This is a genomic window from Gimesia sp. (assembly GCF_048262075.1).
In the GTDB taxonomy this organism is placed as follows: Bacteria; Planctomycetota; Planctomycetia; order Planctomycetales; family Planctomycetaceae; genus Gimesia.
The window spans coordinates 89,850-106,784 of the sequence record NZ_JBLXFK010000013.1 but is presented as its reverse complement, the minus strand read 5'-3'; the positions used below and the strand labels follow the sequence as shown (position 1 = coordinate 106,784).

Genomic DNA, 16,935 nt, shown 5'->3' with positions numbered 1-16,935 from the left:
ATTTCGCAAGTGGACAGTCACTGAAATTCAAATGCTCGTGATTTATCTTCTGGAGATAAGTCAGTGTTAATTCAACAATGGGTCATGTTGATTTACTTTGAGAAGCCGCTGCATTTCGAATAATCGAGATCGGGTATTCTGTTCCAGAATTGAATGGTGACTCCTGGAAAAACATTCAAGGGATCGATCCAGGCAGCGCGTTGCACGGCAGAAGCGGCCGACTATCCAGAATAATTCACCCAGATGGACGAGGTCCTGACCCATCAAGGAGATATTTTTTGTCTGTTTGTGGAGCTGGTAAGCTTTTCGAAAGCAGGAAACAGCTCGTAAATGGTTTCCCTTCAGCCCTTGTACGATTCCAAGGTTTCCCCAATCAGCAGCCTGGGAATCCAGATCGCCATACAGGATCTCTCGTGACAATGATATGTTCAGTAGTTGTTCTGCGAGTGAGTAGTCCTTTTGCAGGATCGCGTCATTTGCACGTCCTGTCAGGTCACAGGCTGCGTTGTTCGAGAGTTGGTCCAGCTCTTCTTCGAGGGTCTGATGGTTTGCCGAACGCAGGTCTCCCCAGGCAATGGAATATTGCTGAAACTGAGAGGCTAGATCAAAGAATTTCAGATGACGATAGGCGACTGCCAGATTATGACAGACGACGGATCTCAACTGATTATTTTCCTGCTGTTGTGCATCATCAAGTACAATAGAGAATTCTTCAATCGATTCCAGATGGTGGCCGGTTTCAAGCAGGAACTGACCCAGATACAGACGGCGTACCCAGTTTGATGCGTTGAAATCGTTCGAAAAAAACAGGGCACGGGCCTCATGGGGCTTTCCTTCTGAAGCCAACAGATGTGCCTGTTGCACGATCTCATTCAATTGGTCCAAGCCTTCTGATTTCGATCTCGGGGGCAAAGATTCTGACACTGCAAACTCCTCTCGTGTTTCTGATCTTGTGATTTCCTAGATAGATGAAACGAGAGAGAGTGAGTGAGATGAGAACATTTGAGGGAAGGTGACCCTCTAGCCTGAAGGAGAGACTCAGGCACCTGTCTTCTTGGATTACCGATAATACCTATTTTGACGGTTGTGTCAATTTTAAAATGATTTAAACTCCATCAACTTTGGAAAATTACGAAATCAGCGTGACTGAAGAAGAGCAGCAGAAATTAAATGAAGCATTGCTGCCAATATGGCAGCAGGATTTGAGATAACGGAGACTGTCCGGCAGGATTCTCGAGTGAATGGATTTTGGGGAATGTTTGATAACATAAGGTTATCAAATGTCTTATGGATTATTCGACAAATAGGCACGGCGTTCGCAGCTAGGGTAGACACGCTCTTGTCTGTACTGCAGATATGAGTTGACCATGTGTTGTTGTGGATTGGCTCGACCGCCGCCACAGATCATAAAACTATCCGATGTGAAGACATTCGAGTCAAAATTAAAAATTCTAGGAGATCCCAATGGCGAAGAAGGCTGCCAAAGCAAGTAAAGGCGCCCGGATTGTCCCTCTTGGTGACAAAGTCGTTCTGAAAAGAGAAGTTGCAGAGTCAACCACAGCAGGGGGCATTGTTCTTCCTGACAGTGCGCAGGATAAGCCACAACGTGGTGAAGTAGTCGCCGTGGGAGATGGACACGTCAAATCTGATGGAACGAAGCTTCCATTAACCGTCAAGGAAGGGGACCGTGTCATTTTCAGTCCTTATGGTGGGGACGAAATCAAAATTGGCGGAGAAGAGTATCTGTTGCTCCGCGAAAGTGACATTTTGGCAACTTACTAAGTTGCCCCTGTTTTGTTATTAGCGGTAATCGCTCCCGATTCAGGTGAGCTGGTTACTCTTCCTTTCAAATTTCATACTGCGTACATGGAGAGATAGTGAAATGGCAAAGATGATTGCCTTCGATCAGGAAGCTCAAGAAGCGATGCGACGCGGCATCAGCAAGCTGGCAAAAGCCGTTCGTGTGACGCTGGGGCCAAAAGGCCGTAACGTAATTCTGGAAAAAAGCTTTGGTTCCCCGACTGTGACTAAAGACGGTGTATCTGTTGCCCGTGAAATCGAACTACCAGACAAGTTCGAAGACATGGGGGCCCGCATGGTTCGTGAAGTTGCCAGCAAAACATCTGACATCGCCGGCGATGGAACCACAACTGCTACCATTATGGCAGAGGCTATTTACAATGAAGGTCTGAAATCGGTTGTTGCCGGTGTCAGCCCGATTGCCATGAAGCGTGGCATGGATAAGGCAGTCGAAGACATCGTGGGCAAGCTCCACAAGATGTCGATTGAATGCAAGAACAAAAAAGCGATTTCTCAGGTTGGTAAAGTTGCCTCCAATGGTGACGAAGAAATCGGTAAGATTCTGGCAGACGCCATGGAGCAGGTTGGAAAAGACGGTGTGATTACCGTTGAAGAAGGCCAGAGCCTGCAGACCAGCTTCGAAGTGGTAGAAGGCATGCAGTTTGACCGCGGTTATCTGTCTCCTTACTTCGTGACTGATCCTCAGAGCATGTCCTGCGATCTGGAAGATGCTTACGTTCTGGTTCACGAAAAGAAAATTTCGAACATTAAAGATCTGGTTCCTGTCCTGGAAAAAGTCGTTAATGCCGGTAAGCCTCTGCTGATCATCGCTGAAGACATTGAAGGCGAAGCACTGTCGACGCTTGTGATCAACAAACTGCGTGGTACCTTCCGTTGCTGTGCAGTGAAAGCCCCGGGTTATGGCGATCGTCGTAAAGCCATGCTGCAGGATATTGCGATCATGGTTGGTGGCCAGGCGATCTTTGAAGATCTCGGAATTCAGCTGGAAAATCTGCAGTTGTCCGATCTGGGTGTAGCTAAGAAGATTTCTGTTGATAAAGACAATGCCACCATCATCGAAGGTGGTGGAAAGCCAGGCGAAATCAAGTCCCGTATCGAACAGATCCGTCGTGAACTGGAAAATTCCTCCAGCGATTACGACAAGGAAAAGCTGGAAGAACGGATTGCAAAACTTTCCGGTGGTGTTGCACAGATCAATGTCGGTGCTGCGACTGAAAGTGAAATGAAAGAAAAGAAAGCCCGTGTAGAAGATGCTCTGCATGCTGTTCGTGCTGCTGTTGCCGAAGGCATCCTGCCTGGTGGTGGCGTTGCATTACTGCGGTGTTCTGCAGCCTGCAAACCAACCGGCCTTTCTCAGGAAGAAAAAGTTGGTTACGAAATCATCCTGCGAGCCTGCCGTGCTCCTCTGACCTCAATTGCCAATAATGCTGGCGATGATGGCAGTGTGGTATGTGAAAAGGTTTCTGACCTGGAAGGTAACATGGGCTACAACGCCGCAACTTCCAAGTACGAAGATCTGGTCAAAACCGGGATCATTGATCCGACTCGTGTCACGCGGTCAGCTCTCCAGAATTCAGCCAGTGTTTCGACACTACTGCTGACCAGTGATGCTTTGATCGCTGAGAAGGGCAAGGATGACCATGGCGACGACGATCTGCACTAAGCTCAGATTTCGTCCCGTTTTATAATAGATTTAAAGCACCCGGCAGGAGACTGTCGGGTGCTTTTCTTATTCCTGCTGGATCGGGTGACTCAACCCGGCAGAGCGGTTCTGGTGGTTTTTCGTCTGGTTTTCGACTGCCCTGAGCCAGAATGTTAGAATCTGCGCATTGCGGACAGCAACTGATATTAGTACCATTTGCATCATTCCCGAGTTCCGTCAAATCATTGTTTACTCCTTCATTTCCAGAAGATTGGTAGAGTTTCGTGGCAAGAGAAAAAGTAGTTTTGGCATACAGTGGTGGCCTGGATACTTCCGTGGCCGTCAAGTGGATCAATGAAAAATACAATATGGACGTGATCACTTATACCTGTGATCTCGGCCAGGGTCGCGATGTGGATGGAATCAAGGAAAAGGCGATCAAAACCGGTGCTGTAGAAGCCGTCATTGAAGACACTAAGAATATGTTTGTCGATTTCTTCGTCTGGCCTTCTCTGATGACGGGTACGATGTACGAAGGCAAATATCCACTGGCGACCGCATTAGGACGTCCTCTGATTGCTCATCGTATGGTCGAAGTTGCCAAGGAGCACGGTGCGACAGCAGTGGCACATGGCTGTACTGGTAAGGGAAATGACCAGGTTCGGTTTGATGTTTCATTTCAGACGCTGGCACCCCAGTTGAAAATCATTGCTCCCGTGCGAGAATGGAAATGGACTCGTACCGAAGAACTGCAGTATGCCAAAGAGCACGGCATTGAAGTGGAAGCCACGAAAGAAAGCATTTTCAGTATCGACCAGAACTTATGGGGTCGTTCTGTAGAAGCCGGTATTCTCGAAGATCCCTGGGTTGCCCCGCCTAAAGAAGCCTATAAATGGACGGTTTCCCCTGAAGATGCTCCCAATCAACCGGTAGAAGTCACGATTGAATTTGAGCAGGGACGTCCGATTGCCATTGATGGAAAAGAGATGGACGGTGCTGAGCTGATTCTGCACTTGAATAAAATCGGTGGAGAAAATGGTGTCGGTCGCATTGATCATGTTGAAAACCGCCTGGTAGGGATTAAGAGTCGCGAAATTTATGAAGCACCTGCTGCTGTCATTCTGCATAATGCCCACCGCGAACTGGAATTCCTGACTCTGAGCAGGCAGGCACTGCGATTCAAGACCTATGTCAGCCAGACCTGTAGTGACATCATTTATGATGGCCTCTGGTACAGTTCATTCCATCAGGACCTGATGGGATTTGTCGAAAAGAACCAGCGTTTTGTTTCCGGAACTGTACGAGTTTCGCTGTATAAAGGAAATCATACAGTGACCGGTTTGAAGAGTGAGCACAGCCTTTACAGTCCTGAGCTGGCAACCTATGAAGAGGGTGATCAGTTTCCTCATGAAACAGCCTTGGGTTTCATCAGGATCCATGGACTGGCTCAGCAGACTCAGGCTCGTCAACAGTTGCTGAAGGGGGAGCCCAGTTCCAAGCCAACCCGGATTATGCCTCCCAGTCAATCTGACAAATCCTGAAAAAACAGGTTTCTGACGCTCGATCAACCCTGAGTCAGATCTTATCAGCTGATTTTTATCAGCAGCTATGAGTGATGACTCAGGCTAACTTTAATACATGTGGTCGCATGATGGATCAATCGACACAGAAAGGACGAACCATCGCAATCGGTGATATTCACGGTTGCGATGTTGCTCTGGGTACGATTTTGTATCACCTCGAATTGACTCGGGAAGATACCTTTATCTGTCTGGGGGATGCGGTTGACCGGGGGCCTGGTACCAAACATGTGATTGAGATTCTATTGGATCTTAAAGCCACCTGTAAGCTGATCATGATCAAAGGGAATCATGAAGAAATGCTGTTGGATGGCCTGCAGGGAGGCCACTGGGAATCAATCTGGCTGCAGCATGGTGGCAAAGAAGCAATCGACTCCTACGGTGGTCGCTACGATCTCATACCAGAAGAGCATCGTATTTTCATGGCGACTGCACTGGATTATTACGAGACAGAGACCGATATCTTCGTTCATGCGACGGCTGTTCCTGGCGTTCCTCTGGAAGACCTGACAACTCAGGAGCTCCGCTGGGACCGAATCACAGGTGAGGAAGAGCCGGATCCTTCTGGTCGTCGAATCATCTGTGGACACACGGCACAAAAATCGGGCAAACCTCTGGTTTATGATGGCTGGGCCTGTCTTGATACGGCTGCCTATCGAGGAAACTATCTGACCGCTATCGACGTGCACACAAATGAACTCTTTCAGGCTAAACAATCGGGAAAATACCGGGATGGTAAGACGCTCGAACGTTATCTGATTAAGTAATCGTAGTGCAGAAGCAAGAAGTTACCTGCTTCTGCACGTGAACACGGAGTCGATCAGTCTGTCAGGTGCATCACTACCATTTTCTCTTCGCTCATTTCCTGAATAGCATATTTAGGGCCTTCCTTACCTGTCCCACTGTGCTTGATTCCGCCATAAGGCATAGCATCAGCCCGCCACTGGCTGGACCAGTTAATGTGGAGGTTACCACTCTCAACTTCACGGGCAAATTTCATGGCCCGATCGAGATCCTGTGTGAAAATACCAGCCGACAGTCCATAAGTCGTATTATTCGCCATGCGGATCGCATGCTCAATATCATCAAAGTATGACAGTGCGACTGCAGGGCCGAAGATTTCATCTTTTTCGACCTGCATCTCGGGACTAGTGTTATCCAGAATCGTCGGGGCATAGATAGCGCCCTGACGTGTCCCTCCTGTTACCAGCCTCGCCCCCTGGCTGACCGCTTCGTTGACCCATTGTTCGACACGACTGGCATCCGATTCGCGAACCATAGGTCCAATTTTTGTTGATTCTTCCAGCTGGTTGCCGGTGTGCAGAACGTCGACTTTTGATTTTAACAGATCTAAGAAGTCAGACTTGATTGCAGAAGAAGTCAGAATGCGTTGAGCTGAGATACAGACCTGACCGGCGTTGGCGTACCCGGCCATACTGACTGCAGTCGCAGCTTTCTCAAGGTCGGCATCATCCATGATAATGACGGGACTGTTGCTGCCGAGCTCCATCGTGACTTTCTTCAATCCAGCCATTTCGCAAATTTTAGTTCCCACTTCATAACTGCCGGTGAAGCTGATTTTGCGAATTCGGGAATCGGTACAGATGGCGCGACCAATTTCCCCTCCAGGGCCGGTGACACAGGCAATTGCTTCTTTAGGCAAACCTGCTTCCAGTAGAAGCTCTGTCAGCTTCAACGCCGACAAGGGAGTATCGCTGGCCGGCTTGATGAGGATGGCATTACCGGCTGCAATGGCAGGACCAACTTTGTGGCTTACAAGGTTTAAGGGGAAGTTAAAAGGAGTAATCGCAGCGACGATTCCACAAGGGATGCGAAGTGTAAATCCAAGCTTGTTCTGTCCCCCGGCGTTCCCTTCGAGAGGGATCATTTCACCGGTCATACGTCGGGCTTCTTCGCCTGAAAGACGGATCACTTCAGCACTACGAATTGCTTCGACTTGACTCTCCGCCAGAACTTTACCTTCTTCCAGACTGATCGTCCGCGCGAAATCATCTTTTCGCTCCAGCATCAATTCAGACGCTTTTTGTAGAATCTGACTGCGTTCATACGCGGTCATGGATTTCATGATGCGGGCACCCTGCTCCAAGACTGCAACCGCATTCGCAACATCGTCGCTACTCCCCTGGGGGATTGTGTCAATGACCGATTGATCGAACGGGTTGATCACATTGATTGTTTTTGAGGTATCCTGCCATTGTCCCGCGCAAAACATTTTCATATTGATCAATCCTTTATGGAAAGGGGGAGCCAAATAAGTTACAAAAATCAGACAATTTCAGAATAGACGTGCTGACAGAATCTGACAACCCAGGCAGGCCGCTGATTTCAGAGCTGAGACAACGAAAAATACATAAGTGTCATATTTGCAGAGTCTTATAGCTGTCTATTCTGACTCAATATTGATCTTGGCGGAATGTCACAGATTTGTTAAAACACGTCTGCTTCTCAGGGGACAGTTCTGTCTCCCATTTCATTTCTCTCAATAATCTGCTGTGGCGAACACATCGCGGCAGTGAATTGCCCTCAACAATTTTCCTTCTATCGGGTGGATATGATCATGGCCAACCTTCGATGTGTGGCACCGTGGATGGTATGCAGTATCATTATGCTTCTGGCGGGTTCAGGTTGTGAAACGCTGCCTGAGTGGGATTCTGAATCGATGGCCACTACTCATAAGGCTGAAAAACGAGTCAGCCAGGCAGAGGAGTATCGTACGCGGTTTCAAACCAAGCGCGACCCCAAAGCTCTGAACTGGATCCTTAAAAATCGTCTCTACTCTGGAATGCCACGTAACAGTGTGGAAAAAGAACTCGGTGAAGAAGGCGAATTTCAGGAAGCGTCCAAGTGGCTCAAGGCCACTGGCGGCACGTTTCGTACGTCTGATGAGGCTTATCGCTGGGGACCTGACGAAAGTGGTCGCAGTGTCTATCTGATCTTCCGGGATGATGTCCTGGTCAACTTTGATCCCAAAGACTTTGATCTGGAATAGAGTCTTATCAGACTTGGAATGGCACGTTGGCTGAAATGGTCCGCACGCTCGTTGGCGTGCTCGCCTGACATTGACCATCTGTCAATACAGGCTTGATGGACCACTCGACTGTGTCCAGTTTTACTGTAGCGTCTCCAGGGCCATTTGGGCCGAGATATTGAATTGAGAGACGCTATCGTTCAATGTGAAACGCTCTAGCCATCTTCGTTACTGAATCTGTACCAGGTCTTTTTCTTTTTCGCGATTCAGCCTCAACTGTCCGCAGGCAGCGTCGATATCATCCCCTTTGCGTTTCCGGACCGTCACATTGACGCCCCCTTTAGCAAGTGTCATAAAGAAGCGGTCCACGTCTTCGGTACTCGGAGTCTTGTAGCCTGTCTCTTCGACCCCATTGGCGGGGATCAGATTCACATGGGCATTGCGATGCTTCAGCAGGCAGGCCAGTTCATGTGCATGGGCGGGACTGTCATTCACTCCTGCAAGCAGGATATATTCAAATGTGACACGTCTACCTGTTGTCACATAATAATAGTCGGTCGCATCGAGAATTTTTTGAATACCAATTTTGTTATTCGTGGGAACGATCTGATCCCGAAGTGTGTCATTCGGTGCGTGGAGTGAAACTGCAAGGATGTAAGACTTGTTGACGTCTGCCAGTTCGCGGATTTTGACAGGCAGTCCGACCGTGGAGACAGTGATTTTGCGGGCTCCAATGCCCATCCCGCCTTTATGATTCAGAGTATCAAGAGCGGGGATCAAGGCAGACAGATTCGCCAGTGGTTCCCCAATTCCCATGACCACGATATTTGAGATGCGTTCTTCTTCCCCGATGACTCGATCCAGTCGTAAAATCTGTTCCAGGATTTCCCCCATGGTCAGATTACGGGTTAAACCCAGTAATCCGCTGGCGCAGAAAACACAGCCCATGGCACAGCCGACTTGAGTACTGATACAGACGGTGTTCCTTTTGGGTTCACGCATCAACACGCATTCGACGTGATGTCCGTCATGCAGTTCAAGTAACAGTTTTTCCGTGCGATCTCTGGAAGTCTGGTGTTTGACGATACTGGTCGAAAAGAACCGAAAGTTCTCTTTGAGAAGATCTCGAAACTTCTTGGAAATATCGTGCATCGCATCAAAGTCATTGACGCGTTTCGTGAAGATCCAACGCCGGATCTGATCTGCACGATATGAGGAAGAGTCATGATCAATGCACCATTGCGCAAGCTGATCCCGAGTCAAGTCAGTAATCAATGGGAGCTTATCGACTTCCGACGCGGAAGTCTGTGGAATCTCATTTTCAGAAGGCAGCATTTGGAGGCTCAAGCACATGGGGTTCGCAGTCAGTCGAAAGCACTGCGAACAGGTTTTGCAATTCAATCCGGTTTGGGAAAAACGCCCGAAATCTTGTTCAGGCACACGAATCTCTGTAGGTATCATACCGGAGACCCGACCGCATGACTACTATTTCCAAGAGTACTTTCTGATTCCCACCTGGCAAATGTAGTGAGGGGGGATTGTTTTACGGTACATTCGTCTCATCTGGAGGAGCGGGAAAGCTGACTACAGTCCCTTTTTTCTTCTGGCTGCCTTTTGGTTCTTCAATGGATTCCAGATCGAATGAGAGTGCAGGGATCGGAGGGAGAGAACTCGGCATTACCGGCAAATCGGGGGTAGAAAGATCCGGTGCCACTAAGGTCGGCAGTTTAGGGGCAGATTGTGCCTGCAATTGTTGTTGCTCGGGTTTGAGTTGTGGCTGAGGAGCGTTTTGTGATATCTGTGGTGTATCGACAGCACGCCCCGGGTTTTGTCTCACGATCCGCCGACCATCATCTTCAATCGCATTTCTGTTAAACGCGATTGTCTGCCCCTGAATTTCTGCTCCCACGATACGATAATGTTGCCCGGCAGGAGCTTTGAGAGCAGTCAACAGATTACCGGAGTCTGGCGTATTTCGGTCCTGTGGTGTGGATGAGAGCATCAGTTCCAGGCTGGATCCATCTGGGTATTTCAAACGCAATTTGGGTTGAGAATAGGCTACGTTTGTATTTCCGAATGGGTTTCCAAACTCTGCAACGCGCTCAAAACGCGCATGAACTTCGTTTTTTCCGGCTGCCAGTCTCGGGCGGGTATAGGTTTTGTTTGCCATTACTAATTCTGCATTCGACATATGCAAATGCCAGTTGCCAGTCGAGGCAATCACAATATCATCCGCCCCGAAATGCAACTGAGGGTAAACGTACAGAGAAGAGGCGATTTGAGATGCTGCGACCGGGGGCATTCTGTCAGACCCCAGAAACATGGCACATTGAATCAATGTCGGTACCGGTACAGACTGGACAATTTTTGGCTGATTCAATTGTGCCATCATTTTGGTTTTATCATTAGTCGCATAATAAAGTGAAAGTAGTGCGACCGAACTCTGGTTCGTCTCCAGGTCAACATCCAGATTCCGCAGAATTGCTTCTTCGGCTTCGTCATGCTGTTGATACTTTTGCAGGATGCGAGAGCAGAGTAAATTCGCTTCCCAGACATCGCTGGAGTAGGTCTGGGATTTGAGGGCCATTTTCGCTGCGTCTGGCTGTCCCAGGTAATCGCGGATGCCCGCAAGATTTGCCGTTCCCGATGCCAGCATGTCATCACGGCGGAAATAGCCATCGCCGAGATTCGCCAGTTCATTATATGTATGTGAAGCAGCAAAGAGCTGTCCCTGTGCCTGCTGTGTTCGCGCAACGTAATACCAGTAGGGCGGGTAATGGCTCATGAAGCGTTCCAGACGCTTTAAAATCCGCAGCCGTACGCGCGGGTTCTGTTCCTGCATTGCCTGGTCGAGGGTCTCAAGATCGTCGTCTCGAATCAACCAGTCATCGGGGATGTTTTTTTCCTGAGCCAGTTTCCAGAATGTATCCAGAAACAGGGTGGAGCGGGAAATGACCGCTTCCATACGTTCCTTGTCTACCTTCCAGACATCCAGATCTTTCTGAGCTTCTACATTTCGATAGTCCCACCAACTGTTAGCTCCATTTCGGATTGCACTACCGAATTGCAGCGTCAGCACATCGGTTGTTAAAGCCAGTGCATTGGTCGCGACTTTCTGGCGCGCATGATACTTGTGTTTGTTTTTGAAGTATTCCCGTTCCTGCTCAGCAATCTCTACCTGCCCAATTTCGTCCAGAACAGCAGAGTAGAGTTTGACGACTTTCTCGTCTCCGATTCCGTTCAAATTCAAATTGTTCAGAATCTTTTCCCGCTCTTCAAACATGACTTCCTTGGTGCCCGATTTTTTGATGCGGTAGAATGAAGCACGGCAGTAATTGAGGGCAATCGCCGTCTTACCTGCAGTCGGGTCAGGTTCTTTGCGGGCTTCCTCTGCGTGTAACAGAACCAGAGCGGGGCCACTGAGAATCAAGGCCACCAGCAATCGAATTGTTGTACTTCGAAATCGAGTCGGCATGTGATCTCCTTAACTGCCGATCAGCATCAGTATTATGGCAGGAGTTTGGGTAATGTCGTGGATGCTTTGCACATCAATGCAGGAAATTAATTTCGTCTACCTAAATCTACACGATGAATCTCATACGGGGGGAATTTCCCTGCTATTTTTAATGATTTTTTGAGTGGTGCAACGACTGGCTGTCCGGTTGTGTAAAATGGGGTGAGTCTGGTGCCTGTTTTGGCGGAGGTGAGTCGATACCGGTTTGCAGCTAGACAGTGTCTAATTTTACTGTAGCGTTTCCCGGGCTGTTTGGCCCGAGTCTATTAGATTGCGAGACGCTATGGTTAAATGTGATGCGCTCCAGCCGTAAAAAAATCCCACTGTTTTCTGGATGAAACCAGTGGGATAACGTATGACAATTTAGTCGTTTGTTTCTGTTCAGGCCGCTTTTGAGATTTGCGGAGTTTCTGAATAAAGTGTAGGGAATTGTGGTGAAGAAAGTCGTCCCAGGCTTTCGGCGATTCCACGAACTACTGTTTCCTGTTGAACTTCCGTTAATTCTGAGAAGATCGGCAGAGCCAGGCATTCACTGGTGATCAGTTCGGTCTGAGGCAGATCTCCGGACTTACAGTTCAGGTACTCAAAACATTGCTGCAAATGGAGTGGACGAGGATAGTAAATCGCACAACCGATCTGCTTCTCTCGCAGATCCTGAAGAACCTTATCCCGTTGGCCCCCTTTTACTCGGACACTGTACTGGTTGTAAACGTGGCGTCGATCAGGGAGAACCGTGGGTGGTTCTACGCAATCAAGTAACTGATAATGGCGGAACAGGGCGTTGTAGCGTCGTGCATTTTCCTGACGTTCGGTCGTCCACTTATCAAGATGACGCAGTTTGACCCGCAGAACTGCTGCCTGCAGTGCATCCAGTCGACTGTTGATACCAATTTCGGCATGCTGGTATCCGCCGAGATCGCCATGAACCCTTAAGCGTCTGATACGTGTTGCCAGGTCTGGATCGTCGGTTGTTACTAAACCACCATCACCGGCTCCCCCCAGATTCTTTGTAGGGAAAAAGCTGAAACATCCAACGGTACCGAGGACCCCTGCGCGGCGCCCTCGATATTCAGCCCCAATGGCCTGAGCTGCGTCTTCTATGACAGGAATTCCATTACGAACCGCATTTCTCCAGATCGGTTCCATATCTGCACATTGTCCAAAAATATGGACAGGCATGATTGCTTTAGTTCGATCGGTGATTTTGCTCTCAATGGACTCAGGACACAAATTGAAGCTGACAGGATCAATGTCCGCAAACACGGGGGTTGCACCAACGCGTGCAATGCAGCTGCCTGTTGCAAAGAAAGTAAACGGGCTGGTTATGACTTCATCACCGGGACCGATTTCCAAAGCCATCAGGGCCAGTAGTAAGGCATCGGTACCAGACGCGACCCCGATCGCATTTCGGGAATCACAATATTCTGCGATATCGCACTCAAACTCTGCAACTTCATCACCCAGTACAAAGGACTGGTCATCGAACACTTTCAGGACTGCTTCCTGAACCTCAGATTTGATTCTCTGATATTGGGCGACAAGATTGATGAAAGGGACTGGGGTGGGGGTGTTGTTTGTCATTCAGCGACTCCATTCGCTATGGGAATCCGGGGAGTTCCGTGCTCAAAAACCGGTAAAAATGGTAGTTTTGAGAGATTTGGTACACCAAATTATCAGGTTAGACAGTGAGAGATCGATTATCTTGAGGGGATTTCCATCCTGGAATTCTCAATAACAAATCGAAGTTTCGTCGGTAGATTATGTTGAGAACCTGTTTGTGTCAATATGTGTCGAACTGAAAACTGGCCCGATTGATCCAGGGGCATCCAGGGGGCTGAAAACGGCCTCGGGCAGCGAATTCGGCAATCAGCCAATGATTGTTCTGAGGATTGCCGATAGTAGTAGCATACTCTGGATTTAGAGAGATTTTGGTAGTCTTGACACGTGTTTTTGCGAGATCTACGATGAATCGAGAGTTCGAGGTTGAAACGACATTCCAAAATCGACTATATAACATTAAATACCTGTCTTACAGACCTGTCATCAGGCGGTTTTCAGTAAGACTGGTAGTTTTTTGATAGCAGAAGCCTATAATCTCTGAGAAGGCTTCGAGCAGATTTTTGCCTATTATTTCAGAGCAATGTCCAGAAAGGAAAACTCATGGCACACGTGGTTACAGAGGCTTGCTTCAATTGCAAATATACAGATTGTGTCGTGGTTTGCCCCGTAGAATGTTTCTACGAAGGGGAATCAATGGTATACATCAATCCCGATGAGTGCATCGATTGTGAAGCCTGCGTGCCTGAATGCCCGGTTGAGGCGATTTTTCACGAGGACAATGTTCCAGAAAAATGGCAGGAATATACTCAGATCAATGCTGAAAAATCACAGGAACTCCCTGTGATCACCGAAAAGAAAGAGCCCCTGACTGATTCATGATTCAGGTTGATCATTCGAAATAAATTAAAAAACTCCCCATTACTGGTTCAGTAGTGGGGAGTTTTTGATTAATCGATGACATTGAGTCGCTGTCCCAGTTCCCGTAATACTTCAATATCACTTTCGGGCCTGGTGGGACTTTGTGGGTGTGTTTTATTGGTTTTAATCCAGCCCCGTAACAGCAGAAACTGTGCAGCCGAGTGCTTATATGCGGGTGAAGGGCTACGGAAGGTGAAGTAGCCCAGGTACTGCAGTTGATCATTCAGTTCATAAAAAGCAGGGTCACCGGCCGCCCAGAGCGCATCGCGTCTGGCAAACAGGTCAGGGGCAAAGGTACTCAGCCCCAGCAGGTAATCGCTGCCGTACTGAATCATATCAATGCCAAAGTCATTGCCAGTGAAAACTTTAAAATCAGGGCGTTTCGCGTCTCGTAACTGCAGGCGTTCCCATTCTGGTTCCCGGTGAAAAGAGGAATGTTTGGCACCGATGCATTGTGGGATTTCCATCAGTGCTTCGTAAGTGCCCAGATCGTAAACAGAACCGAACGGTGCCAGGTCACGGGTTAATTCAAAGCCGATAAAACGGTCGGTGTTCGCGGCAATTGTCTGATAAGCTGTGATAATTTGATCTGGCGACTGTTCTACCAGGCCAAAGGACTGAAAAATCACGGGAATTCCACCATAGGATTGGATCAGGTCAATTTTTCTCTGGTAACCTGCAGCATCAAAGGCTGCGCCTGGTTGATCGGAGACAAAAGCTCCTGCGACAAACGAGCCACCATTCAAGGTTTGTTGTGTCACTTTCAGGACTTCGATAAAGGTCGATTCATCAATCAGATTGACATAACCTGTATCCATATTCACAGCAGGTGTAATTCCGACATCGGCAGTCCGCGAGATATGAGCAGAGAGTGAATCTCGGTCGATTTCACCCGAATCCAGATAGGGAAGTAGCACAGCAGAGATCCCGGTAATTTTTCTTCTCGGTTTGATCATACTGACGGGATCATAGACTACGGGTGGAGCTGCTTCTGGCATTTGGGTGTTCCTTGCTATATATTGAACAGGTTGTATCCGATCGGCGATCAATTGACTGTCAGGATACCAAATTTGCGCTCAATCTTGGAGGCTTTCATGAGTTTTCGGCACAGAGATTCTTTTGCTTTATTGTTCATACTGTGTTTCCTTGTTTTGACCAGTAATACCCTGGCTGCCGCTGAAAAACAAAAACCGAACGTCCTGTTTTTATTTACGGATGATCAACGGGCGGACACAATCCATGCATTGGGGAATCCATTGATCAAGACCCCCCATCTGGATCAGCTGGTTCATAGTGGCTTTGTCTTCAACAATGCTTATTGCCTGGGGAGTAACTCAGGAGCGGTTTGTGTCTGCAGTCGAAATATGCTGCTCAGTGGGCGAACTTACTTTCGCTGGACCGGAAGATACGCTTCAGCTGAAAAATCGAATTTCCCGGATTCGATGAAAGCTGCCGGATACCACACGTACCATCATGGTAAAAAAGGGAATACTGCAGCGGAAATTCATAAACGATTTGACCAGTCCAAATATGTGAATGATTTGCAGGCGCGTCTGTTGGGGCAGCCGGGTAAAGAGATCGTTGATAACGCGATTGAGTTTTTGGATATGAAGAACGATCAGCCCTTTTTCATGTATCTGGCGTTTGCCTGCCCACACGACCCCAGGGTTGCCGATCAGGAATATATGGATCTGTATCAACGTGAAGAGATTCCATTACCCAAAAACTATCTCCCACTGCATCCCTTTAATAATGGAGAGCAGGTGGTGCGCGATGAATTGCTGGCAGGTTTTCCCCGTAGCAAAGCAGAAGTCCAAAAACATCTTCATGATTACTATGCAGATATTACCGGGTTGGATGGACATATTGGTCGTCTTTTAAAAGCGCTGAAAGAGAGTGGTGAGTACGACAATACGATTATCATTTTTTCTTCCGATCATGGCCTGGCTGTGGGCAGCCATGGACTGATGGGGAAGCAAAGTCTGTACGAGCATAGTATGAAGTCTCCCCTGATATTTTCAGGACCGGGGATTCCTCATGGCCAGAGTGATGCGCTGGTTTATCTGTACGATATTTTTCCGACGGTTTGTGAAATGGTCGGAACAGAGATTCCACAGGGCTTGGATGCCGAAAGCATGTGGCCTGTGATTGAAGGTAGTAAATCGCAAATCAGGGAGACACTGTTTACCGCTTATAAAGATGTACAACGCTCAGTACGCGATCATCGTTGGAAACTGATTACCTATCCGCAGATCAATCAATCGCAATTATTCGATCTTCAGAATGATCCACAGGAAACACAAAATTTATTCGGGCAATCTGCCTGTCAATCTCATGCAGATCGCCTGTGGGCGTCGATGAAAGACTGGCAGAAGAAAACAGGTGATACGAGTCCACTGAAATCAGCTTCACCGCAGGATGCGAAGTTTGCTGCTCCCACGCCAGAGGAACTCAAGAAATTAAAAAAAAGCTGGGAACCTAAAAAGAAAAAAAACAAACAGCAACCATCGCAAAAGAGACAATAACTTTATGGTATCAGAAGATCGGCCACCGATACGATTGGATCAGTTTTTAAAACATCAGGCTGCAGTGGGTACTGGCGGTCACGCGAAGGTAGTCATCCAGGCGGGTGAAGTGACTGTAAACGGCGTCGTGGAAACCAGACGCCGTAAACAACTGGCACCCGGAGATGTTGTTGCCTATGCCGGAGAAGAGTGGTGTGTGGAAGTGACACTTGACGGCTGACTATCTTGTGCCGCTACGGTGGATGTTAAAGATCCCACCAATCACAATCACACAGACCATCAATCTTAAATAATCCGTCGCCGTTGCGTTCCGCCAGGCATTGAGCAGATAATCCATCCAGCCGTCGATCCAGAGTTCCATTGAACGTCCCCCCGTTACTGGCCCG

16 protein-coding genes are annotated in these 16,935 nt (G+C 48.2%); 8 read left to right on the top strand and 8 right to left on the bottom strand.

Features of this window, described 5'->3' with window-relative positions:
• Positions 1–66: 66 nt before the first annotated feature.
• Complete coding sequence (locus tag ACN0YH_RS21915; protein ID WP_417381732.1) at positions 67–924, bottom strand: tetratricopeptide repeat protein; 858 nt, start codon at positions 922–924, stop codon at positions 67–69.
• Positions 925–1,464: 540 nt separating this feature from the next.
• Here ACN0YH_RS21915 and groES point away from each other — a divergent pair.
• Both groES and groL read left to right on the top strand, forming a co-directional pair.
• Complete coding sequence (gene groES / locus ACN0YH_RS21910) at positions 1,465–1,782, top strand: co-chaperone GroES (RefSeq protein ID WP_002647314.1); 318 nt, start codon at positions 1,465–1,467, stop codon at positions 1,780–1,782.
• Positions 1,783–1,882: 100 nt separating this feature from the next.
• Positions 1,883–3,484, top strand: coding sequence for a chaperonin GroEL (gene groL / locus ACN0YH_RS21905; protein ID WP_417381731.1), 1,602 nt, complete (start codon positions 1,883–1,885; stop codon positions 3,482–3,484).
• A gap of 66 nt (positions 3,485–3,550) precedes the next feature.
• On the opposite strand, the gene ACN0YH_RS21900 is transcribed toward groL, so the two are convergent.
• On the bottom strand, positions 3,551–3,679 hold the full coding sequence (locus ACN0YH_RS21900; protein WP_417381730.1) for a hypothetical protein: 129 nt from the start codon (positions 3,677–3,679) through the stop codon (positions 3,551–3,553).
• A gap of 68 nt (positions 3,680–3,747) precedes the next feature.
• Between ACN0YH_RS21900 and ACN0YH_RS21895 the strand changes: the two genes are divergently transcribed.
• Positions 3,748–5,004: an argininosuccinate synthase gene (locus tag ACN0YH_RS21895; RefSeq protein ID WP_417381729.1), complete on the top strand. Its 1,257-nt coding sequence runs from the start codon at positions 3,748–3,750 to the stop codon at positions 5,002–5,004.
• A 74-nt stretch (positions 5,005–5,078) separates the two neighbouring features.
• The gene (locus ACN0YH_RS21890) at positions 5,079–5,810 is read left to right on the top strand and encodes a metallophosphoesterase family protein (RefSeq protein WP_417381728.1); all 732 of its coding nucleotides are present in this window, start codon (positions 5,079–5,081) and stop codon (positions 5,808–5,810) included.
• 53 nt (positions 5,811–5,863) lie between these two features.
• Here ACN0YH_RS21890 and ACN0YH_RS21885 read toward each other — a convergent pair whose 3' ends face one another.
• Positions 5,864–7,282, bottom strand: a complete 1,419-nt coding sequence (locus ACN0YH_RS21885; protein WP_417381727.1) for an aldehyde dehydrogenase family protein — start codon at positions 7,280–7,282, stop codon at positions 5,864–5,866.
• A gap of 339 nt (positions 7,283–7,621) precedes the next feature.
• Between ACN0YH_RS21885 and ACN0YH_RS21880 the strand changes: the two genes are divergently transcribed.
• Positions 7,622–8,053: a hypothetical protein gene (locus tag ACN0YH_RS21880; RefSeq protein WP_417381726.1), complete on the top strand. Its 432-nt coding sequence runs from the start codon at positions 7,622–7,624 to the stop codon at positions 8,051–8,053.
• A 207-nt stretch (positions 8,054–8,260) separates the two neighbouring features.
• Here the strand turns inward: ACN0YH_RS21880 and rlmN are convergent, their stop codons facing one another.
• From rlmN to ACN0YH_RS21865, 3 genes are all read right to left on the bottom strand, one after another.
• Positions 8,261–9,367 carry a 23S rRNA (adenine(2503)-C(2))-methyltransferase RlmN gene (rlmN, locus tag ACN0YH_RS21875; protein WP_417381725.1) on the bottom strand — a complete coding sequence of 369 codons (1,107 nt, stop codon included), beginning with the start codon at positions 9,365–9,367 and terminating at the stop codon, positions 8,261–8,263.
• Positions 9,368–9,575: 208 nt separating this feature from the next.
• Positions 9,576–11,507, bottom strand: coding sequence for a tetratricopeptide repeat protein (locus ACN0YH_RS21870; protein ID WP_417381724.1), 1,932 nt, complete (start codon positions 11,505–11,507; stop codon positions 9,576–9,578).
• A 420-nt stretch (positions 11,508–11,927) separates the two neighbouring features.
• The gene (locus ACN0YH_RS21865) at positions 11,928–13,127 is read right to left on the bottom strand and encodes a DegT/DnrJ/EryC1/StrS family aminotransferase (protein ID WP_417381723.1); all 1,200 of its coding nucleotides are present in this window, start codon (positions 13,125–13,127) and stop codon (positions 11,928–11,930) included.
• 579 nt (positions 13,128–13,706) lie between these two features.
• Between ACN0YH_RS21865 and ACN0YH_RS21860 the strand changes: the two genes are divergently transcribed.
• Positions 13,707–13,985 (top strand): ferredoxin family protein, encoded by a 279-nt coding sequence (locus ACN0YH_RS21860; protein WP_417381722.1) that lies wholly within the window; start codon positions 13,707–13,709, stop codon positions 13,983–13,985.
• Between the two features lie 68 nt (positions 13,986–14,053).
• Here the strand turns inward: ACN0YH_RS21860 and ACN0YH_RS21855 are convergent, their stop codons facing one another.
• Complete coding sequence (locus ACN0YH_RS21855) at positions 14,054–15,022, bottom strand: dihydrodipicolinate synthase family protein (protein ID WP_417381721.1); 969 nt, start codon at positions 15,020–15,022, stop codon at positions 14,054–14,056.
• A 96-nt stretch (positions 15,023–15,118) separates the two neighbouring features.
• Here ACN0YH_RS21855 and ACN0YH_RS21850 point away from each other — a divergent pair, with 96 nt between their 5' ends.
• A complete protein-coding gene (locus ACN0YH_RS21850) occupies positions 15,119–16,549 on the top strand; it encodes a sulfatase-like hydrolase/transferase (protein ID WP_417381720.1) in 1,431 nt (476 codons plus the stop codon).
• A gap of 4 nt (positions 16,550–16,553) precedes the next feature.
• On the top strand, positions 16,554–16,769 hold the full coding sequence (locus tag ACN0YH_RS21845; RefSeq protein ID WP_417381719.1) for an RNA-binding S4 domain-containing protein: 216 nt from the start codon (positions 16,554–16,556) through the stop codon (positions 16,767–16,769).
• Here ACN0YH_RS21845 and ACN0YH_RS21840 read toward each other — a convergent pair whose 3' ends face one another.
• The gene (locus ACN0YH_RS21840; protein ID WP_417381718.1) at positions 16,770–16,910 is read right to left on the bottom strand and encodes a hypothetical protein; all 141 of its coding nucleotides are present in this window, start codon (positions 16,908–16,910) and stop codon (positions 16,770–16,772) included.
• Between the last annotated feature and the right edge of the window lie 25 nt (positions 16,911–16,935).

Bases quoted from the DNA above. Each gene is read 5' to 3' on its own strand.
- ACN0YH_RS21845 (WP_417381719.1), top strand. From the start codon at position 16,554: ATGGTATCAGAAGATCGGCCACCGATACGATTGGATCAGTTTTTAAAA.
- ACN0YH_RS21885 (WP_417381727.1), bottom strand. From the start codon at position 7,282: ATGAAAATGTTTTGCGCGGGACAATGGCAGGATACCTCAAAAACAATC.
- ACN0YH_RS21870 (WP_417381724.1), bottom strand. From the start codon at position 11,507: ATGCCGACTCGATTTCGAAGTACAACAATTCGATTGCTGGTGGCCTTG.
- ACN0YH_RS21855 (WP_417381721.1), bottom strand. From the start codon at position 15,022: ATGCCAGAAGCAGCTCCACCCGTAGTCTATGATCCCGTCAGTATGATC.
- ACN0YH_RS21850 (WP_417381720.1), top strand. From the start codon at position 15,119: ATGAGTTTTCGGCACAGAGATTCTTTTGCTTTATTGTTCATACTGTGT.
- ACN0YH_RS21890 (WP_417381728.1), top strand. From the start codon at position 5,079: ATGACTCAGGCTAACTTTAATACATGTGGTCGCATGATGGATCAATCG.
- rlmN (WP_417381725.1), bottom strand. From the start codon at position 9,367: ATGCTGCCTTCTGAAAATGAGATTCCACAGACTTCCGCGTCGGAAGTC.
- ACN0YH_RS21900 (WP_417381730.1), bottom strand. From the start codon at position 3,679: ATGGTACTAATATCAGTTGCTGTCCGCAATGCGCAGATTCTAACATTC.
- ACN0YH_RS21860 (WP_417381722.1), top strand. From the start codon at position 13,707: ATGGCACACGTGGTTACAGAGGCTTGCTTCAATTGCAAATATACAGAT.
- ACN0YH_RS21880 (WP_417381726.1), top strand. From the start codon at position 7,622: ATGGCCAACCTTCGATGTGTGGCACCGTGGATGGTATGCAGTATCATT.
- ACN0YH_RS21865 (WP_417381723.1), bottom strand. From the start codon at position 13,127: ATGACAAACAACACCCCCACCCCAGTCCCTTTCATCAATCTTGTCGCC.
- groES (WP_002647314.1), top strand. From the start codon at position 1,465: ATGGCGAAGAAGGCTGCCAAAGCAAGTAAAGGCGCCCGGATTGTCCCT.
- groL (WP_417381731.1), top strand. From the start codon at position 1,883: ATGGCAAAGATGATTGCCTTCGATCAGGAAGCTCAAGAAGCGATGCGA.
- ACN0YH_RS21840 (WP_417381718.1), bottom strand. From the start codon at position 16,910: ATGGAACTCTGGATCGACGGCTGGATGGATTATCTGCTCAATGCCTGG.